Annotated in this window: 15 protein-coding genes; 14 read left to right on the top strand and 1 reads right to left on the bottom strand. The window is 42.9% G+C overall.

Annotation, left to right across the window (positions count from 1 at the left end; all coding sequences use genetic code 11):
- The first annotated feature begins 11 nt into the window (after nt 1-11).
- From ACFQWC_RS02830 to ACFQWC_RS02875, 10 genes are all read left to right on the top strand, one after another.
- The gene (locus ACFQWC_RS02830; RefSeq protein ID WP_377105989.1) at nt 12-4,361 is read left to right on the top strand and encodes a S8 family serine peptidase; all 4,350 of its coding nucleotides are present in this window, start codon (nt 12-14) and stop codon (nt 4,359-4,361) included.
- A gap of 211 nt (nt 4,362-4,572) precedes the next feature.
- Complete coding sequence (locus ACFQWC_RS02835) at nt 4,573-6,369, top strand: methylmalonyl-CoA mutase family protein (RefSeq protein WP_299738260.1); 1,797 nt, start codon at nt 4,573-4,575, stop codon at nt 6,367-6,369.
- Nucleotides 6,370-6,406: 37 nt separating this feature from the next.
- Nucleotides 6,407-8,506 (top strand): methylmalonyl-CoA mutase, encoded by a 2,100-nt coding sequence (gene scpA, locus ACFQWC_RS02840; RefSeq protein ID WP_377107220.1) that lies wholly within the window; start codon nt 6,407-6,409, stop codon nt 8,504-8,506.
- A complete protein-coding gene (gene meaB / locus ACFQWC_RS02845; protein WP_299738258.1) occupies nt 8,506-9,543 on the top strand; it encodes a methylmalonyl Co-A mutase-associated GTPase MeaB in 1,038 nt (345 codons plus the stop codon). The genes scpA and meaB overlap by 1 nt, the downstream gene beginning before the upstream one ends.
- Before the next feature lie 117 nt (nt 9,544-9,660).
- A complete protein-coding gene (locus ACFQWC_RS02850; protein WP_341356575.1) occupies nt 9,661-10,098 on the top strand; it encodes a BrxA/BrxB family bacilliredoxin in 438 nt (145 codons plus the stop codon).
- Between the two features lie 585 nt (nt 10,099-10,683).
- Complete coding sequence (locus ACFQWC_RS02855) at nt 10,684-11,466, top strand: transporter substrate-binding domain-containing protein (protein ID WP_377105992.1); 783 nt, start codon at nt 10,684-10,686, stop codon at nt 11,464-11,466.
- 69 nt (nt 11,467-11,535) lie between these two features.
- Complete coding sequence (locus ACFQWC_RS02860; RefSeq protein WP_377105994.1) at nt 11,536-12,195, top strand: amino acid ABC transporter permease; 660 nt, start codon at nt 11,536-11,538, stop codon at nt 12,193-12,195.
- Nucleotides 12,188-12,904, top strand: coding sequence for an amino acid ABC transporter ATP-binding protein (locus tag ACFQWC_RS02865; protein ID WP_377105996.1), 717 nt, complete (start codon nt 12,188-12,190; stop codon nt 12,902-12,904). Before ACFQWC_RS02860 ends, ACFQWC_RS02865 begins: the two co-directional genes overlap by 8 nt.
- A 107-nt stretch (nt 12,905-13,011) precedes the next feature.
- Nucleotides 13,012-13,998, top strand: a complete 987-nt coding sequence (locus tag ACFQWC_RS02870) for an aromatic acid exporter family protein (RefSeq protein WP_299738247.1) — start codon at nt 13,012-13,014, stop codon at nt 13,996-13,998.
- A gap of 20 nt (nt 13,999-14,018) precedes the next feature.
- Nucleotides 14,019-14,522, top strand: a complete 504-nt coding sequence (locus ACFQWC_RS02875; protein ID WP_299738245.1) for a L,D-transpeptidase — start codon at nt 14,019-14,021, stop codon at nt 14,520-14,522.
- Between the two features lie 49 nt (nt 14,523-14,571).
- Here ACFQWC_RS02875 and prli42 read toward each other — a convergent pair whose 3' ends face one another.
- Nucleotides 14,572-14,667, bottom strand: coding sequence for a stressosome-associated protein Prli42 (gene prli42 / locus ACFQWC_RS02880; RefSeq protein ID WP_148969555.1), 96 nt, complete (start codon nt 14,665-14,667; stop codon nt 14,572-14,574).
- A 190-nt stretch (nt 14,668-14,857) separates the two neighbouring features.
- Between prli42 and mce the strand changes: the two genes are divergently transcribed.
- The 4 genes from mce (at nt 14,858) to ACFQWC_RS02900 (ending at nt 18,883) form a co-directional block, all read left to right on the top strand.
- Nucleotides 14,858-15,271: a methylmalonyl-CoA epimerase gene (gene mce / locus ACFQWC_RS02885; RefSeq protein ID WP_299738240.1), complete on the top strand. Its 414-nt coding sequence runs from the start codon at nt 14,858-14,860 to the stop codon at nt 15,269-15,271.
- 4 nt (nt 15,272-15,275) lie between these two features.
- The gene (locus ACFQWC_RS02890; protein WP_299738239.1) at nt 15,276-16,823 is read left to right on the top strand and encodes an acyl-CoA carboxylase subunit beta; all 1,548 of its coding nucleotides are present in this window, start codon (nt 15,276-15,278) and stop codon (nt 16,821-16,823) included.
- Between the two features lie 75 nt (nt 16,824-16,898).
- On the top strand, nt 16,899-18,023 hold the full coding sequence (locus ACFQWC_RS02895; protein ID WP_299738237.1) for a tripeptidase T: 1,125 nt from the start codon (nt 16,899-16,901) through the stop codon (nt 18,021-18,023).
- Nucleotides 18,024-18,412: 389 nt separating this feature from the next.
- Nucleotides 18,413-18,883: a chemotaxis protein CheW gene (locus ACFQWC_RS02900; protein ID WP_299738235.1), complete on the top strand. Its 471-nt coding sequence runs from the start codon at nt 18,413-18,415 to the stop codon at nt 18,881-18,883.
- Nucleotides 18,884-18,893 lie beyond the last annotated feature (10 nt).

Genomic DNA, 18,893 nt, shown 5'->3' on the forward strand with positions numbered 1-18,893 from the left:
GAGGGAATTAAATGACAGGTAGAAAGCGTAAGGCAAGATGGTTATCCATTGTACTCACCTTAGTAATGTTTGTCCCGTTAATGTTTCCATTCAATGCAGGGGCAGCGAATACCTCACAATCAGCACCAGCCAAAGAAAAACCATCCACTTCAGCAAACGAAACAGCAAAAATAAGTCCACAATCAAAGATCACAACGAAACTGCAGGATCAATTCAAGAAAGATAAGCACGTCACATACTTAGTGAAGTTCAAGGAGCAGCTGGATACAGAAGCTGTAGCTAAGAAGGCGACTGAAAAAGCGAAAAAGCAGAAGCTGTCCGCTAACAGCAAAAAATTACTGAAACGAAATATGGTCGTTTCCGAGCTTCGTGCCACAGCCCTTGAATCTCAAGCAGAAGTGAAAGAATACTTAACGAAACAGAAGAAGTCCGGTGCAGTAAAAGAAATAAAAGACTTCTATGTTGTAAATGGAATGGCCGTTACTTCCACAAAAGAGGTAATGGATAAAATTTCAACATTTGCTGAAGTTGAGAAAATCTTACCGAATGAAACGCGTCAACTCATTCAACCGGCAAAAGCTGAAGGTTCAGCTGCAAATGTTGCAGAAAAAGAAGTTCAAAACAGCCCTGCCTCCATTGAATGGAATATCGACCGAGTGGGTGCACCGGCGGTTTGGGATATGGGAATTGATGGAGCAGGAACCGTTGTAGCATCGATTGATACAGGTGTTCAATGGAACCATCCGGCATTAATGGAAAAATACAGAGGGTATGACCCTCAAAATCCTGATACACCTGATCATGAGTTTAGCTGGTTTGATGCCACTGCCGGTCAAGGTGCACCATATGATGATCAAGGTCATGGTACCCATGTTACGGGTACAATGGTTGGGTCTGAGCCTGACGGAAGCAATCAGATTGGAGTCGCTCCAGGTGCAAAGTGGATTGCTGTCAAAGCATTCACGGCTAATGGAGGAACAGATGTTGATTTATTAGAAGCGGGAGAATGGATTCTTGCTCCTAAGGATGCTGAGGGCAACCCGCATCCGGAAATGGCTCCAGATGTTGTCAATAACTCATGGGGTGGCGGTGCCGGTCTTGACGAGTGGTACCGGGATATGGTGAATGCCTGGAGAGCGGCCGAAATATTCCCTGAGTTTTCTGCAGGTAATACAACATTATTTAATCCTGGTGGCCCGGGTTCAATCGCTAATCCTGCAAATTACCCTGAGTCATTTGCAACGGGCGCAACTGATATTAATGACAACCTTGGAAGTTTCTCACTACAAGGTCCTTCTCCTTACGAGGAAGTTAAACCTGAAATATCCGCACCGGGAGTGAATATTCGCTCTTCAGTACCAGGAAGTAACTACGAAGGCGGATGGAATGGTACATCAATGGCGGGTCCTCACGTCTCTGCAGTTGCAGCATTGTTGAGACAAGTGGATGCAAGTTTGACGGTTGACGAATTGGAAGAAATCTTAATGTCAACTGCTGTTCCATTGACTGACGGTACTTTCCCTGAAACGCCTAACAATGGATATGGTCATGGATTAGTTAACGCATTTGATGCCGTTTCATCCGTAATGAGCGGAATTGGAAAAGTTGAAGGGCAGGTTTCTAAAGAAGGGGATGACACTGAAGCTCCAGTAATCAGTCATGAAGCCCCCGAAGAAGCATTTGAAAGAATGAGTTTGCCACTACAAGCGGAAGTAAGTGATAATGTGAGCGTAACAAATGCTTCATTACATTATCAAAATCAGGATGGCGCATGGGAATCTGTTGAAGCAACAAGATCTGCAGGTGACTATAAATCAGGAACCTATGAAGCGACCATTCCCGGAGAAGCACTGACAGGAGATAGTGTTACCTACAAATGGGTCGCAATGGACTTTGGTGGAAATGAAGTAGAAACGGATGCTTATTCTGTCACTCTTCTTCCAGGAATCACAGTCGGATACGAACAGGACTTTGAGTCTTCCCCTTCTGGTTGGACCTCATATGGCCAAGAGAACAGCTGGGAGTGGGGCGCACCTGCAAATGGACCAGGAAACGCTGCTTCAGGTGAAAACGTATATGCAACGAGCCTGGATGGTACGTATGCCAACAGAGCCAATATGTCCTTGCAAATGCCTCCGATTGATTTACCAGAAGGCGATAGCTTCTTGCAATTCAAGCAGTGGCACGAGCTTGAAAGAAACTATGACTACGGGCATGTCTTTGTATCCACTGACGGTGAAACGTGGACACAGGCGCTTCGTGTAAATGGAAATACGGAAGGCTGGATTGACGGAGAAGTGGATCTAAGTCAATATGCCGGTCAGCGAATCTACGTCGCTTTCAATGTTGCAACAGATGGAAGTGTAGTGAAACAAGGGTGGTACGTCGATGATGTGAAACTAAGTGGAGAGACGATTCTTCCAGCTAAAAAGATGAACCTTGGATTGAAATCAAAGGACGAGACATCATCGTCTGTTTCAAAGAAAGCAAGTGTGAATCCGAATAAAATCAATTTGGCTAAAAAAGTAACGAAAGAAGCACCTATAGAAGACAAAGCGGCACCGGTATTACTTCCGCTTCAAGCAGAAGTGAGTGTCCTGGAAACAGGCCGTTCTGTGTATACAAACCCTGCAAATGGATCATACGAAATGACGCATGCAGCAGGTGACTTTACACTGCAAGCTTCAACCTATGGTTTCAGATCTCAAACACAAAGTGTAACGATTGAAGCAGATCAAACGTCTAGTGCCAATTTTACACTCGAAGAGATTCCTCAAGGGAATATTACTGGAACAGTCACAAATGAAATCTCTGGAGAACCGGTTGAGGGAGCTACTGTCTTCTTACTGGAAGACGCTGTAGTAGAGCCGGTAGAAACGAACGAAAATGGTGAGTATGAACTAGAGGCATATGAAGGTGAGTACACGCTCAAAGTGGTTGCCCCTTACTACTATAGTAAGGAAGTGAGTGTGACGGTTGAAGGCGGAGAAGTAACAAATGCTGACATTTCATTAGAACCATTCATCGGATATCCAGGTGAGATCGGGTACGATGATGGTACAGCCGAAAACGCCCGTGCATTCTATGATGCAGGAAACGGCTGGGCTGTAAAAATGTCCTTGGAAGATGGGAATGATACAGCTTTGGTGACAGGTGGACTATTCCGCTTCTGGGATACAGAATGGCCTGTACCAGGAGGGACGGAATTCCAGGTCGCTGTTTATGATGCATCAGGTCCTGACGGAGCGCCTGGTAAGAAAATAGCCGGTCCATTTGATGGAACTGCTTTACGTAATGGTGAATGGACACATGTAGATTTAAGCCAGCATGGCATCATGGTGGACGGCGATTTCTACATGGTTTACATTCAATCAGCTCCAAATCCGAATGCACCAGGACTTGGAACAGATGAAGATGGGGAAAATGCCGCAAGAAGCTGGCAATTTGTTGGAGGAGCATGGTCGCCATCTCCAGAAGATGAAGGGAACTACATGATTCGTGCAACGGTGAATTATGAAGTCACTGCACCAGTCATCACATCACCAAAAGGTGGATCATTCACGAATACGGAAACGGTTACGGTTGAAGGGACTTCTGCTCCAACCACAACGGTTCATCTCTTTAATGGTGACGAGGAAGTGGTAACAGCAGAAACAATGGAAGATGGCACATTCTCCGCAGATGTTTCTTTACACGATGGAGAGAATACGATAACAGCGAAAGCAGCAACCGAACAAGGTATGACAGGGCCATCTGAGCCTGTAACCATCACCCTTGATCAAGTGAAGCCTGAGCTTGCCATCACGTCTCCGAAAGAAGGAATGAAAACTAATCGTGAGGCCATCACTGTAGAAGGAACGATCGTCGATGATAACCTCGCATGGGTGAAAGTTAACGGAGAGAAAGCTTCAGTTAGCGATGGTGAGTTCACTCACAGATTGCTTCTGAATGAAGGTGAAAATATCATCCAGGTCGTAGCGAAGGATAAAGCGGGAAATAAAAAGAAACAAAGCGTGACAGTTTTCGCTAAATTTGGTGACATTTCCATTAACAATCTCCTTCCGGATGAAGATATTTATCTGAAAAGTGGTGAATCTGTGAAAATTGAATTTGACAGTGAGCCTGGATTAGAAGCAACGTTTGTTATCCAAATGCCACTGACAAATACACGAACGCAAGTAACAAACGCCAATGAGCTGCCAATGATGGAAACATCTGAAGGTCATTACGTTGGTTACTATACGGCCACTTCAAACGTAAAAGCACCTGGGGCCCTGATTGAAGTGAAAATTTCCGATGATTACGGAAATGTAACGACGAAACGTGCAGAAGGTAAATTGTATATCAATACAAAAAAATAGAGCTTAATGGGAGAAGAGTCGACCACGTCGACTTTTCTTTCTTTTTGTACACATCTTCCAGATACATTGAAGAAATACGATTTTTTTTATATACTAAAATAGTATTAGTATAAACATTTCGAATTTTCAATGCGCACTCCTACTAGTTTAGTGAAATTCTTCAAGTGAATATGTAAACGATTACAAAAATGCAGGTTGAAAGAGGGGTATTATGAAGCTTAGTGATATGAAAGAACAATCATTCAGTCGACGAACACTTACAGAATGGCAGGAAGCAGCTGAAAAAGCGTTAAAGGGGAAAGGGATTCGTTCTTTACATACAAAAACCTATGAAAATATTGAACTTAAACCGTTATATACAGCGAAAGATGTACCAGAACGGGATAGGGTGAGAGCCTATATCCCAGATGTCAAAAGAAGAATGGAGCGTACTCCGAAGTGGTTTATTGCTCAACCAATAAAAAGGGGATCATGGGAAGAACTTGCATCAGCAATGAAGGACGCATTATCCCGGGGGCAAAACTGTCTTTCATTTGCAGTTGGAGAATTAGACATAACGGATGGCTTCGATCATTTTATCAAAGAAGTAACAGAGTACCATGCTCCTATATTTGTCATTGAAAAGAATACGGCATCCTCCATTCAGCGCATGAAGGATATACCTGAACTGAAGGAAATCATCGGTGTCATAGGATTCGACCCTATTTCCGAGAGTGCATTTACAGATGGGCCTGAAATAGGGAACTGGTTAGAGGTTGTAGAAGAAGCAGACAAGCACCTTCCGGGTGTAAAGTCGATTATTATCAATTCTGCATCGTATCATAATAAAGGAGCGAGTGCCACACAGGAATTGGCTTATGCCCTTAGTGAAGGGGTCTCTTATATTGAAGTACTGCAGGAAAAAGGCTGGTCCATCGCTAGAATTGCTGAGAAAATGCATTTTCACTTTTCAGTCGGAAGCCATTTCTTTATGGAAGTAGCCAAAATCCGGGCCTTCAAGAAATTATGGCAAGAGGTATTATCTTCTTATGGGCTATCAGATGATATCATTGCACAATCCATCAGCACCAGTGCAGAAACGTCTCAATATAATAAATCCACGCTCGATTCATATGTCAATATGCTCCGCGGGGGTGGAGAAGCATTTTCTGCGATTCTTGCAGGAGTAGACTATCTTGTCGTTTCTCCCTTTAATGAAGTGAGTGGGGAAGTGAACGCATTTTCTGAAAGAATTGCCCGGAATACTCAACTGATCCTCGGTGAAGAAGCTCACTTGGATAAAGTGGTGGACCCTGGAGGCGGTTCTTATTATGTGGAATGGTTATCAGAAGAAATAGGGAAGCTATCATGGAAGGAATTTCAAGACGTTGAAGGTGACGGGGGAATTCTTGCCTGTCTGAAAAATGGTTCCATATATGAAAAAATAAATAGAGTGAGAGAGTCGCGTATTCATGATTTAGCCACAAGAAAAAACTCGATGATCGGGACGAATATCTATGCGAATCTGGATGAGACACTTCCCGCTCTTCCTTTAACCGGGCCGGACAGATTATCCCTTCCTTTTGAAAGATTAAGGGGAAGAGCCCAGAATTTGAAAACAAAACCAGTTGCAGGTCTTATTGGATTAGGCGATCTAAAAACATATAAGCCCCGTGCAGATTTTGTGAAAGGCTTTCTAGCTGCTGGGGGCATTCATGCAAGTCAGAGTAAAGAGTGCTTCTCTAAGGAAGAGGTTCTTCAATTCGTAGAGGAAACCCGCTATCCGTACTATGTGGTTTGTGGGAAGGATGAAGAGTATCAAGACAAACTCACTATGCTGATAGAATCGATTCATCATATAGATCCTGCCATTGTCATTGACATAGCTGGGCAAATTCCAGATAAGCATAAAGGTGAGTGGTTTGGTAACGGCTTAAACGGTTCCGTTTACAACAAACAAAATATACTTGAAAAAGTCGATGAGCTATTAACCATCTGGGAGGAGGGAACAGAAAATGACAAAGCCTGATTGGCAGCAAATCAACCCCTATTCGAACGAAGGTAGAATGAAAGGTATTCCTCTATCGGGCGACACATATGAAACGAATGAGAAGATTGTCATTAAGTCTCTTTATTCAGAACAGGACTCTAAGAATCATGGAGAAGACCTCCCAGGTTTGGCTCCATATACAAGGGGACCGTACCCAACCATGTATGTGAATCGTCCTTGGACGGTACGGCAGTATGCAGGATTTTCAACAGCAGAAGAAAGCAATGCGTTCTATAGAAGAAATTTAAGTATGGGGCAGAAAGGACTGTCTGTCGCTTTTGACTTAGCCACTCATCGCGGTTATGATTCCGATCATCCGCGGGTAGTGGGGGATGTAGGGAAAGCGGGAGTAGCCATTGATTCGATTCTGGATATGAAGATTTTGTTTGATGGGATTCCTCTTGATCAAATGTCTGTTTCCATGACAATGAACGGAGCGGTATTACCCATCCTTGCGTTTTATATCGTGACGGCAGAAGAACAAGGTGTTTCACAGGATAAGCTGTCCGGTACGATTCAAAATGATATTTTGAAAGAGTATATGGTTCGAAACACATATATTTATCCTCCTGAAACATCCATGAAGATCATTGCCGATATCTTTGAGTATACGTCCAAACATATGCCTAAGTTTAATAGCATCAGTATTTCCGGGTATCACATGCAGGAAGCGGGAGCACCTGCCGATATTGAGTTAGCTTATACATTGGCGGATGGTCTTGAGTATGTTCGGACTGGTTTGCAGGCAGGAATCGATATCGACTCATTTGCACCGAGATTATCATTCTTCTGGGCCATCGGCATGAATTATTTCATGGAAGTAGCCAAAATGAGAGCGGCAAGAAGGATTTGGGCAAGAATGATGAAAACATTCGACCCTCAGAATCCTAAATCCATGGCGTTAAGGACTCACTCCCAAACATCCGGGTGGAGTCTAACGGAGCAGGATCCTTATAATAATGTCATTCGTACGTTACTTGAGGCGCATGCAGCAGCCATGGGCCACACACAATCCCTTCATACCAATGCACTGGACGAAGCGATTGCCCTGCCGACAGACTTTTCAGCGCGGATCGCCCGTAATACACAGCTGTATCTTCAAGAGGAAACCGGTATTACGAAGGTGATTGATCCATGGGCAGGATCCCATTATGTTGAATCCTTAACCGATCAGCTGATGGAAAAGGCATGGGAGCACATTGAAGAAATTGAAGAGCTTGGCGGCATGACGAAGGCGATTGAAACCGGATTGCCGAAAATGCGGATCGAGGAAGCGGCTGCCAGAAGGCAGGCGATGATTGATTCAGGAGACGAAGCGATTATTGGCGTAAATAAATATCGCCTCGACAAGGAAGACCCGATTGAAACATTGGATATCGATAATACGGTTGTAAGACAAAAACAAGTAGAACGAATCCGAAAGCTTAAAGAAGAAAGAAATCAAGAGAGAGTGATCGAAGCCCTTCAAGCATTAACCCATGCAGCAGAAACAGGGGAAGGGAATCTCCTTGAGAAAGCGGTTGAAGCAGCGAGGGCACGTGCCACATTAGGAGAAATATCCGATGCGATAGAAAAAGTTTCAGGACGACATAAAGCGACGATTAGAAGTATAAGCGGGGTGTACAGCTCGAATTTTTCAAATGAACAAGAAATCAATGTAGTAAAAGAGATGACAGGAGAGTTTTTGGAAAACGAAGGAAGAAGACCGCGTATCCTTATTGCGAAGATGGGACAGGACGGTCATGACAGAGGTGCTAAGGTGATTAGCACGGCGTTCGCAGACCTTGGCTTTGATGTGGATATCGGACCATTGTTCCAGACGCCGGAAGAAACGGCCCTGCAAGCAGTCGAAAATGACGTTCATGTCATCGGTGTAAGTTCATTAGCCGCAGGACATAAAACACTCCTGCCTCAATTGGTAGCGGAACTAAAGAAATTAGGCAGAGAAGACATTCTCGTTGTCATTGGTGGAGTGATTCCGGCTAAGGATTATGACTTCCTATTGAATAACGGAGCCTCTGCCGTTTTTGGACCAGGGACGATCATACCCGTTGCTGCACAAAAAGTCATCAAAGAAATTTATGAAGTGCTGGGTTATGAGGAAGTGGCTGAATAATGGCAGAGCATGATTCAGGGCGAAAGAAGCGGTTTGTGAAGAAAAAAAAGGGATCTGTATCGATTACCGAATTAAAGGACGGGGTCTTGAATGGCGACCGTAGCTCCTTGGCGAAGGCCATCACGCTGATTGAAAGCAATGCAGAGCAGCATTATGCCAAGGGACAGGAACTGTTGCAAGAGCTCCTTCCTTATACAGGAAAAAGCTTTCGGATCGGCATCACTGGTGTACCGGGTGCGGGGAAAAGTACATTTATAGAAGCTTTCGGGGAAATGTTATGCGAATCTGGACTCCGGGTTGCCGTCCTTGCGATTGATCCAAGCTCCTCCATTTCCGGGGGGAGTATTTTAGGGGATAAAACAAGGATGGAACAATTATCGAAAAATCGCCGTGCCTTTGTCAGGCCATCCCCCACTGCCGGTACACTGGGAGGGGTTCATCGAAAGACAAATGAAACCCTCCTCTTATGCGAAGCGGCTGGATATGACCTGATCATTATCGAAACCGTTGGGGTTGGCCAAAGTGAAGTAATGGTGAGACAAATGGTGGATTTCTTCCTCCTGCTTGTCATCACTGGCGCCGGGGACGAGCTACAAGGCATGAAAAAAGGAATCATGGAGCTTGCCGATGCTCTGCTTGTCAATAAGGCCGACGGAGAGAATAAGCTTCTCGCCGAGAAAACCAAAAGAGAGCTGAACCAAATCCTGCACTTTCTCACTCCAGCAACAAAAGGCTGGAGTTCAAAGGCTTATACCTGTTCAGCTTTAAAGAATGATGGATTACAAGAAATGTGGGATGTGATTCAACAGTTCCAGAAGCAAACAAAGGAACAGGGCGTCTTTGAAGAAAGACGACTTCTCCAAAAGCAGGAATGGTTTCATACGATGTTGAAAGAAAGGGTTCTCTCAGACTTCTTTTTTCACCAAAACATAAAGTCTTCCCTTCCTCATATGGAAAATCGAGTGAAAGAAGGAGATTTTACGACTTCTCAGGCAGTAGAAGAATTGCTAAAGTTGTACAAAGGAGCAATTCATTGAATGGTTTAGTTAATTTTAATTGAAAGATATGGTTTGAAATTGTTATGATAGTGGTACATCAAATTTCCTGTTTTTATGGAGAATGATTAAGTCAGCGATTAAAAGGAGAGTTCAAGTATGGATATAGATTTCAACTTATTTATGAACGACGTTGTTCGTCAGGCTCGTCAAGAAATCGAACAAGCCGGTTATACTCAATTAACTAGTGAAGAAGAAGTAGATCAAGCTTTCGCTAAAGAAGGTACTACACTTGTGATGATCAACTCTGTTTGTGGTTGTGCAGGAGGAATCGCTCGCCCAGCAGCAGCTCATTCCATTCACTACGATAAACGACCGGATCAATTAGTGACGGTTTTCGCTGGCCAGGATAAAGAAGCTACAGCGAAAGCGCGCAGCTACTTTACAGGTTACCCGCCATCCTCACCGTCATTTGCTCTATTAAAAGACGGAAAATTATTGACGATGGTAGAAAGACATGAAATTGAAGGTCACGACCCAATGTCGGTTGTGAACAAAATTCAATCGTACTTCGATCAGTATTGTGAAGAAGTGTAAGTAAGATGAAAATAGCCCGTCAGGTTTCTCACAGGTAGAGTGAGAAGCTTGACGGGTTTTTTATGTTGGTTGGAAGTGGGGAGTTGACATATTCCTTTGTTTACCAAAAAACGCAATTCCTTATTAAAATGACGCAAATAATGGAAAAACGACGCAATAAATTAAATAATGACGCAATTCCCTCCCGAAATGACGCAATAAAGGATTATGAAGGGGAATATGGCCCTTAAATTGCCAAGAACCTTTATCCATATCCAAAGTCTTCATTAAAATGATCCTTTTTTACAGGATCCATACTCAATTCCTCTCAATTATTAGTGAAACTTCCCTCAATTGTGACAGCCAGAAGTTTCGAGACGCTCAATTCCACTATCAATGCATATTATTTGAATAATATTTATCCTTCTCTATTTACTCTAACTTATAAAAATCTAATAAAAAGCACATTAATTTTCAGAAAATATAAACATTTTTCTATAATTATAAAAACTATTGCATAAAAATTTATCTCTGCTACAATACGAATATAGTAATTAATATACATTATATATTATATTTATACATTATAATCAAGGAGGAATTACATTGAAAAAGATATTATCTCTAATATTAGTATTAATCGTTTCTACTACTCTTGCAGCGTGTGGTGCAGGAGAAGAGAATGCAGGAACCGCTTCAGGAGAATCAAAAAAACTGATCATGGGTACCTCTGCGGACTATAAACCATTTGAATACGTCGATACGGCAAACAGTGATGAATTTATCGGGTACGACATTGACTTGGCTCATATGCTGGCAGATGAACTTGGGTATGAAATCGAGATCAAAGATATGGAGTTCAGCGGTTTAATTTCAGCACTTAAAACCGGCCAGGTGGACTTTGTGCTTTCAGCTATGACCCCTACCCCAGAACGACAAAAGAATGTTGACTTCAGTGATGTTTATTACACTGCCAAGGATATGATCATCTCAACTAAAGAAAGCGGAATTGAAAGCGAAAAGGATCTTGATGGGAAAACGGTTGGCGTTCAGTTAGGTTCCATCCAACAGGAAGCTGCAGAAGAACTTTCCACATCCATCCCATTAAAAGTAGAGACCCGTGACCGTATTCCTGAGCTGATACAGGATCTGCAAAATGGACGTTTTGATGCCATTATCATCGAAAATACCGTAGCAAATGGGTATTTGGATAAAAATAAAGAACTTCAAGGAAATACAATGGACGTGAACGAAGAAGAAGCCGGTTCTGCCGTTGCACTTCCAAAGGATAGTGAGCTTACAAGCGAATTCAACGATGCATTGAAAAAGCTCGAGGAAAATGGAGAATTGGATAAACTGGCTGAAAAGTGGTTTAACGGAGAACAGTAGATTGATAGAAGGGCTAACCCATCATCGGTTAGCCCTTCCTATTTAACAGCACGATTGGAGGAGAATACAATGCCACTTGATTTTCAACAACTGATCCCTTCGATTCCTTTTATTTTGGAAGGATTGAAGGTCACTCTTAAAATTGTCGGGTTAGCAGGAATACTTGGATTCCTATTCGGTATTCTGCTTGCTCTTTGTAAAATAAGTTCCATCAAACCTTTAACATTACTTGCAGATATTTATACATCGGTTTTTCGGGGGACTCCTTTAGTTCTGCAATTGATGATCATCTTTTATGGCTCGCCTCAGCTTTTTGGAACTCAGATCGAACCGTATACAGCAGCGATCCTTTCTTTTTCCCTTAATTCAGCTGCCTATATTTCCGAGATCATCCGTGCGGGGATCAATGCAGTGGATAAAGGGCAAAAGGAAGCGGCCATGGCCCTTGGGGTTCCATATCGTTTGATGATGAAAGATGTGATCCTGCCTCAGGCCATTAAAAACATATTGCCTGCCTTAATGAACGAATTCATCACCCTTACGAAGGAATCTGCCATCGTCACTGTTATCGGGGCCGCCGATGTGATGAGACGTTCGTATATGGTAGGTAGTGATTTGTATTCCTTTTTCGAACCACTATTATTTGCCGGACTGATCTATTATGTGCTTGTCTTGGTTCTAACCTTATTGGGAAAAGCGCTGGAAGGGAGACTACGTGGAAATGATTAAAGCAGAAAAGATTACAAAGTCGTTTGGTAAGCTTCAAGTATTAAAAGGGATTTATTTCTCCGTAGAAAAAGGGGAGGTTGTAGCATTGATCGGTCCTTCCGGTTCTGGGAAGTCCACTCTGCTCCGCTGCCTGAATTATTTAGAGGAACCAACTTCAGGATCGATATACTTTGAAGAAGCTGTTGTGAAAGGCAAAAATATAAGCAAAGTGAGACAAGATATAGGCATGGTATTTCAACATTTTCATCTCTTTCCTCATATGACAGCGTTGGAAAACGTGATCTACGCTCCAGTGAAAGTGAAGGGCCTAAACAAAACAGAAGCTAAAAAATTAGGGACGGACCTTCTAACAAAAGTCGGTTTGAAAGAAAAAAGTGATGAGTACCCTAACCGTTTATCAGGTGGCCAAAAGCAGCGTGTAGCCATTGCAAGGGCACTTGCCATGGAACCGAAAGTGATGTTGTTTGACGAACCGACATCTGCACTGGATCCTGAAATGGTCAAAGAGGTGCTGGAAGTCATGAAGTCACTTGCTCATTCAGGGATGACAATGATCATTGTAACCCATGAAATGGGCTTTGCCAGAGAGGTGGCAGACAGAGTCTTATTCATGGATGATGGAAAGATCGTGGAAGAAGGAGAGCCTCTTCCGTTTTTCTCGAACCCGCAAAGCGACCGGGGAAAAGAATTCTTAGAGAAAATACTGTAAACGATGGAAGGATTAGCGAACAGTTTCGTTAATCCTCCTTTTTTATGTTCAAGGGGAATTATGGTATTCTAAAGAAGCTAATAAAGAAAGAGTTAGGAGAAATATGAATGTTTCGAATCGGGTATCGAACACTTAAAACTGGGATCGGCACTGCAGTTGCAATCAGCATTGCACAGTGGTTCCAGCTGGATAACTTTGTATCTGCTGGCATTTTGACGATTCTTTGCATTCAGAACACGAAGAAGAAATCGGTGAATGCGTCATGGAGCCGTTTCCTGGCCTGTGTGATCGCCATGGTGATTTCGGCTGCGTTCTTTGAATTCATTGCCTATCACCCTGCCGTAATCGGCTTGTTATTACTTGTGTTCATTCCTATCACGGTAGCCCTGAATATCAAAGAAGGGATTGTCACCAGTTCCGTTATCATTTTACATATTTATTCAGCAGGTAAGGTGACCCCCGGGCTTTTCGAGAATGAATTAGGCATCATTGTGATCGGGATCGGGATTGCTCTTATCATGAACCTTTATATGCCGAGTGTAGATAAAAAGATGATCGAATATCAAGAAAAGATTGAAGCCAATTTCTATAAAATCTTTTGTGAAATGATCAACTACCTGCGAACAAATGACAGCCAATGGGATGGTAAAGAAATCACTGAAACAGAACAATTACTTAAAGAAGCGAAGACAATAGCATTCAAAGATGTTGAAAATCACTTTTTACGTCATGAGAACTTATATTATTTGTATTTTAAAATGAGGGAAAAACAGTTCGAAATCCTACAACGTATCTTACCGATTGCGACATCGATCTCATTAACGGTGGAGCAGGGACATCGGATTGCAGAATTCCTGGATGAGCTTAGCGATCACATACACCCGGGAAACACGGCCCTGTTTTATCTGAAAAAATTGTACGATATGAAAGTGGAGTTCGAGCAAATGGATTTACCGAAGACGAGGGAAGAGTTCGAAACCCGTGCAGCCCTTTATCAGTTCGTCCAGGAGATGGAACAGTATCTTCTACTGAAAAGCTCGTTTAAAGGAATAAAGAAGGATGAAAGTGATCAAAGAGAAGTACACTACACCTAAAACACGAAAAAGGTGATAGGATGCGTATACTTCTTGCCATTATCTTGTTCGCTTCTCCGATATGGCCACTGGGCAGGAATCCACTGCCCGGAGATCCGTTTATTATCGTGAACAAGGAAAGCAATCAATTAGCCTATATCGACGATGGAAAGATCCAGCGCACATTTCCGGTAGCAACAGGGAAAACGACGACCCTCACCCCGGAAGGACTATTTAATGTAACAGTCAAAGCCAAGAACCCTTATTACCGTAAGAAGAATATTCCTGGGGGAGATCCAAGGAATCCATTGGGATCGAGATGGATCGGCTTTGACGCCAAGGGAACAGACGGAAGGATCTATGGAATCCATGGTACGAATCAACCTTCAAGCATTGGGAAATATATATCAAATGGTTGTATTCGGATGCATAATAAACATGTTGAGTATCTGTTTGATCAGGTGCCGGTCGGAACAAAAGTGCTGGTCGTCAAAACGAACAAAAGCTTCCATCAGCTGGGAAAAGAACATGGTGCGATAAAATAAAAAGGATCTGCTAATCGACCCGGTCGATTAGCAGATCCTTTGTTTTCTATTATAATAAGAAAGTCAGTCCCGCCATGATTGTCGATGCAATCATCGCAAACAACATGACAAATACAATTATTTTTTGTAATTTTTTATTACCCATTGTATCTCTCCATTCTTCATCTCACCTTATAGAGGCGATTTTCAACTCTATTTTATCGTGAATAGTGAGAGAAAACAACCATTGGCATAAAAGAAAACGCTTTAATTATTCGCCGTATTAGGAGGGAATTCGACACCGTTTATCGAATACTATACGGGTGGAACATGTAAACAACAGGGGGATGATAGGGATGAAAAAGGTAGACCATATCGGAATAGCAGTATCATCAATAGACAGTGTTCTTCCATTTTACGAAGATACTCTTGGGCTTTCACTCGTCAAGATCGAAGAAGTGGGAAATCAAGGTGTGAAAGTAGCATTTATTGATGGTGGGAATATTAAGCTTGAGTTACTTGAACCACTACATAAGGATAGTCCGATTGCCACATTCATTGAGAAAAAGGGAGAAGGCATTCATCATATTGCCTTTGGTGTTGAAGGAATTGAAGAACGGATCAAGGAACTGCAAGCCAAAGGAGTCAGGATGATCAACGAAACACCAAAACCTGGTGCTTTAGGGGCTGCTGTTGCCTTCATGCATCCAAAGTCGGCTCACGGTGTACTATATGAACTATGTGATAAATCAAACATCAAAGGGGAGTAACATAATGGATATCTATGAAAAGATTAATGAATTGTATGATCGCAGAAGAGAAGTAGAATTAGGCGGCGGAGATAAAAAAATAGATAAGCAGCACGAAAAAGGAAAATTGACTGCCAGAGAACGAATCGATATTTTAGTGGATCCGGGCAGCTTTGTCGAGCTTAACCCATTCATTGAGCATCGCTGTTCAGACTTCGGACTGGACGGGGTTCAAGGACCAGGAGATGGAGTCGTTACAGGTTATGGGAAAGTAAACGGAAATCCCATCTACTTATTTTCTCAGGATTTCACGGTTTTTGGCGGCGCATTGGGGGAAATGCATGCGAAGAAGATTTCACATGTCATGGATCTGGCAGTCAAAAATGGTGCGCCTTTCATTGGATTAAATGATTCAGGTGGTGCAAGAATTCAAGAAGGCGTCGTTTCTTTAGATGGATACGGACATATCTTCTATAGAAACTCCATTTATTCCGGAGTGATTCCACAAATATCCGTGATTATGGGTCCTTGCGCGGGAGGAGCGGTTTATTCACCTGCCATCACGGATTTTGTATTTATGGTGGACGATACAAGCCAAATGTTCATCACGGGACCTAAAGTAATCGAAACCGTCACCGGTGAAAAAATCAGTTCTGAAGATTTAGGAGGGGCAAAGGTCCATAACTCCATTAGCGGGAATGCCCATTTCAGAGGGAAAACCGAAGAAGATGTTCTCCTGGAGGTTCGGAAATTATTAGCTTATTTACCTCAAAATAATGAAGAGAAGCCCCCTCGTTTAGACGTGAATGAGGAAGATGATTACCGTGCTAATTTAACAGATATTATTCCTTTTGATGCGATTCGTCCCTACGATGTCCGCACCGTCATTAATGAAGTTGTGGATAAAGACAGCTTTATGGAGGTTCAAAAGGAATTTGCGAAAAATATCGTCGTAGGACTGGCCCGAATCAAAGGAGAGGTCGTAGGACTTGTCTGTAATCAGCCAAAATTCATGGCAGGAGGACTGGACATTGATTCCTCTGACAAAGCTGCACGTTTTATCCGTTTCTGTGATTCCTTCAATATCCCGTTAATCACGTTTGAAGATGTAACCGGCTTCTTCCCTGGCATCAAGCAGGAGCATGGAGGGATCATTCGTCATGGTGCGAAAATCCTATATGCCTATTCAGAAGCTACGGTCCCGAAAATGACGGTGATATTAAGAAAAGCATATGGTGGGGCGTATGTTGCCCTCAACAGTAAATCCATCGGAGCTGACCTGGTGTTTGCTTGGCCGAATGCAGAGATTGCCGTCATGGGTCCACAGGGAGCTGCGAATATAATTTTTGCAAGGGAAATCGCAGCCAGTGAGAATCCTGAACAGCTTCGGGAGCAGAAAATAGAAGAATACCGTGAGAAATTCGCTAATCCATATGTAGCGGCGTCCCGTGGAATGGTCGATGACGTCATCGATCCTCGGGAAACACGTATCAAATTGATTCAAGGATTGGAAATGATGAGAAATAAACGGGAAGATCGACCAAAGAAAAAGCATGGAAATATCCCATTGTAAAAGAGGTACTATTTGTTGAACAAGGCTATTCACGCTATACTATAGAAGTGAATACATATTGTGGAGGTCTACTAAATGATTAATCATGAACGTTTACTAAATGAATTTATGGAATTGGTTCAAATCGATTCAGAAACGAAAGAAGAAGCTGAAATTGCAAAAGTATTAAAACAAAAATTCTCTGATCTTGGAGTAGACGTATTCGAAGATGATACGATGGGTGAAACCGGTCATGGTGCAGGTAACCTTATCTGTACTCTTAAAGGAAATAAAGAAGGCGTAGATACCATCTACTTCACTTCTCATATGGATACAGTTGTTCCTGCAAAGGGGGTTAAGCCAACTCTTAAAGAAGATGGCTATATTTACTCTGACGGCACAACCATTCTTGGAGCCGATGATAAAGCGGGACTTGCAACGATGCTTGAATCTGTTCGAGTATTAAAAGAAAACAATATATCTCACGGTGATATTCAGTTCATCATCACAGTAGGGGAAGAATCAGGATTAGTCGGAGCGAAAGCCCTGGATTCATCTCTGGTAAAAGCGAAATACGGTTTCGCTCTTGATAGCGATGGCAAAGTAGGAAATATCATTGTGGCTGCCCCTACACAAGCAAAAGTAAAAGCAACGATTTACGGAAAAACTGCACATGCCGGTGTAGCTCCTGAAAAAGGCGTTTCTGCCATCACGATTGCGGCTAAAGCGATTTCCAAAATGCCACTTGGCCGCATCGACGAAGAAACGACTGCGAACATCGGACGATTCGAAGGTGGAAAAGCAACGAATATCGTATGCGAACAAGCGGATATTCTTGCAGAAGCACGTTCACTCGTTCCTGAAAAAATGGAAGCACAAGTAGAAAAGATGAAAGCTGCATTTGAATCCGTGGCAGAAGAAATGGGCGGAAAAGCGGAAGTTGAAGTACAGGTGATGTATCCAGGCTTCAAGTTCAAAGACGGTGACGAAGTAGTAGAAGTGGCGAAACGTGCCGCAAAGAAAATCGGTCGTCCAAGCGAACTTCTGACAAGCGGAGGCGGAAGTGATGCAAACGTAATCGCAGGATTCGGAGTACCAACAGTCAACCTGGCAGTAGGCTACGAAGAAATCCACACGAAGAGTGAAAGAATGCCTGTTGAAGAACTGAACAAGCTCTCTGAAATGGTTGTAGCGATCATTCAGGAAGTAGCGGGAGAATAGAAAAGCGGAGGCGGCTTGATCAGGCCCGACAAGCATAAGATGAATCTGGCGAAAAGGCGTTCTTTGCCTTTTTGCCAGATTTAGCTTATGACCTCGAAGGCCTAGCCGCCGGAGCTGGACAAATAGAAAAGCGGAGGCGGCTTGCTCAGAGGCGACAAGCATAAGCCGAACCTGCCGGAAAGGCGTCCTTTGCCTTTTTGGCAGGTTTGACTTATGACCTCGAGCCTCTAGCCGCTGTAGCTGGACAGCTCGTCGATACAATCAAATGTCCGCGTTCAAAGGTTCTCCCTTTGAACGCGGACATTTTCTTCTTTCACCTAACCTTTCTAAAATATGGTACATTAGAAGCATACATAACATATCAGAATTTTAAGAGGGGACGTTATACAATGCCGAAAGTAGTTGTATTTCATGCTGGAAAAGAGGAATATGCTCTACCGATTGAGAACGTAGTATCGATTGAAAGAGTGGAAGAAGTGAGGCCCATCCCTCATCTTCCTTCATTTGTCCTGGGATTTGTAAAAGTCAGGGGTGAGCTGATCCCTGTCCTTGATTTAGCAAATATCCTTTATAACACGAGTGCAGGTGCAGAAACAGGAATGTTTCTACTCGTCGTTCACACAGAAACAATTCAGATCGGTTTGGTCGTAAAGGAAGCGAAAGAAATTCTCGAAGTACCGGATGACTCCTTTACAAACGTAGGTTTACTTGCATATTCAAAAACAAATTATTTCTCAGGAATCATCAATCTTGAAGACTCGCTCATCACCCAGATTGATCCCAATGTTTTAGTAGAGAGCTTAGAAGGTATTAGAGAGATAAAGGATTACGTGAACGAGCAAAAAACACATCAAAATTAGACAAAGAAAG

The sequence above is a fragment of the Rossellomorea sp. GCM10028870 genome (assembly GCF_042666755.1).
GTDB lineage: Bacteria > Bacillota > Bacilli > Bacillales > Bacillaceae_B > Rossellomorea.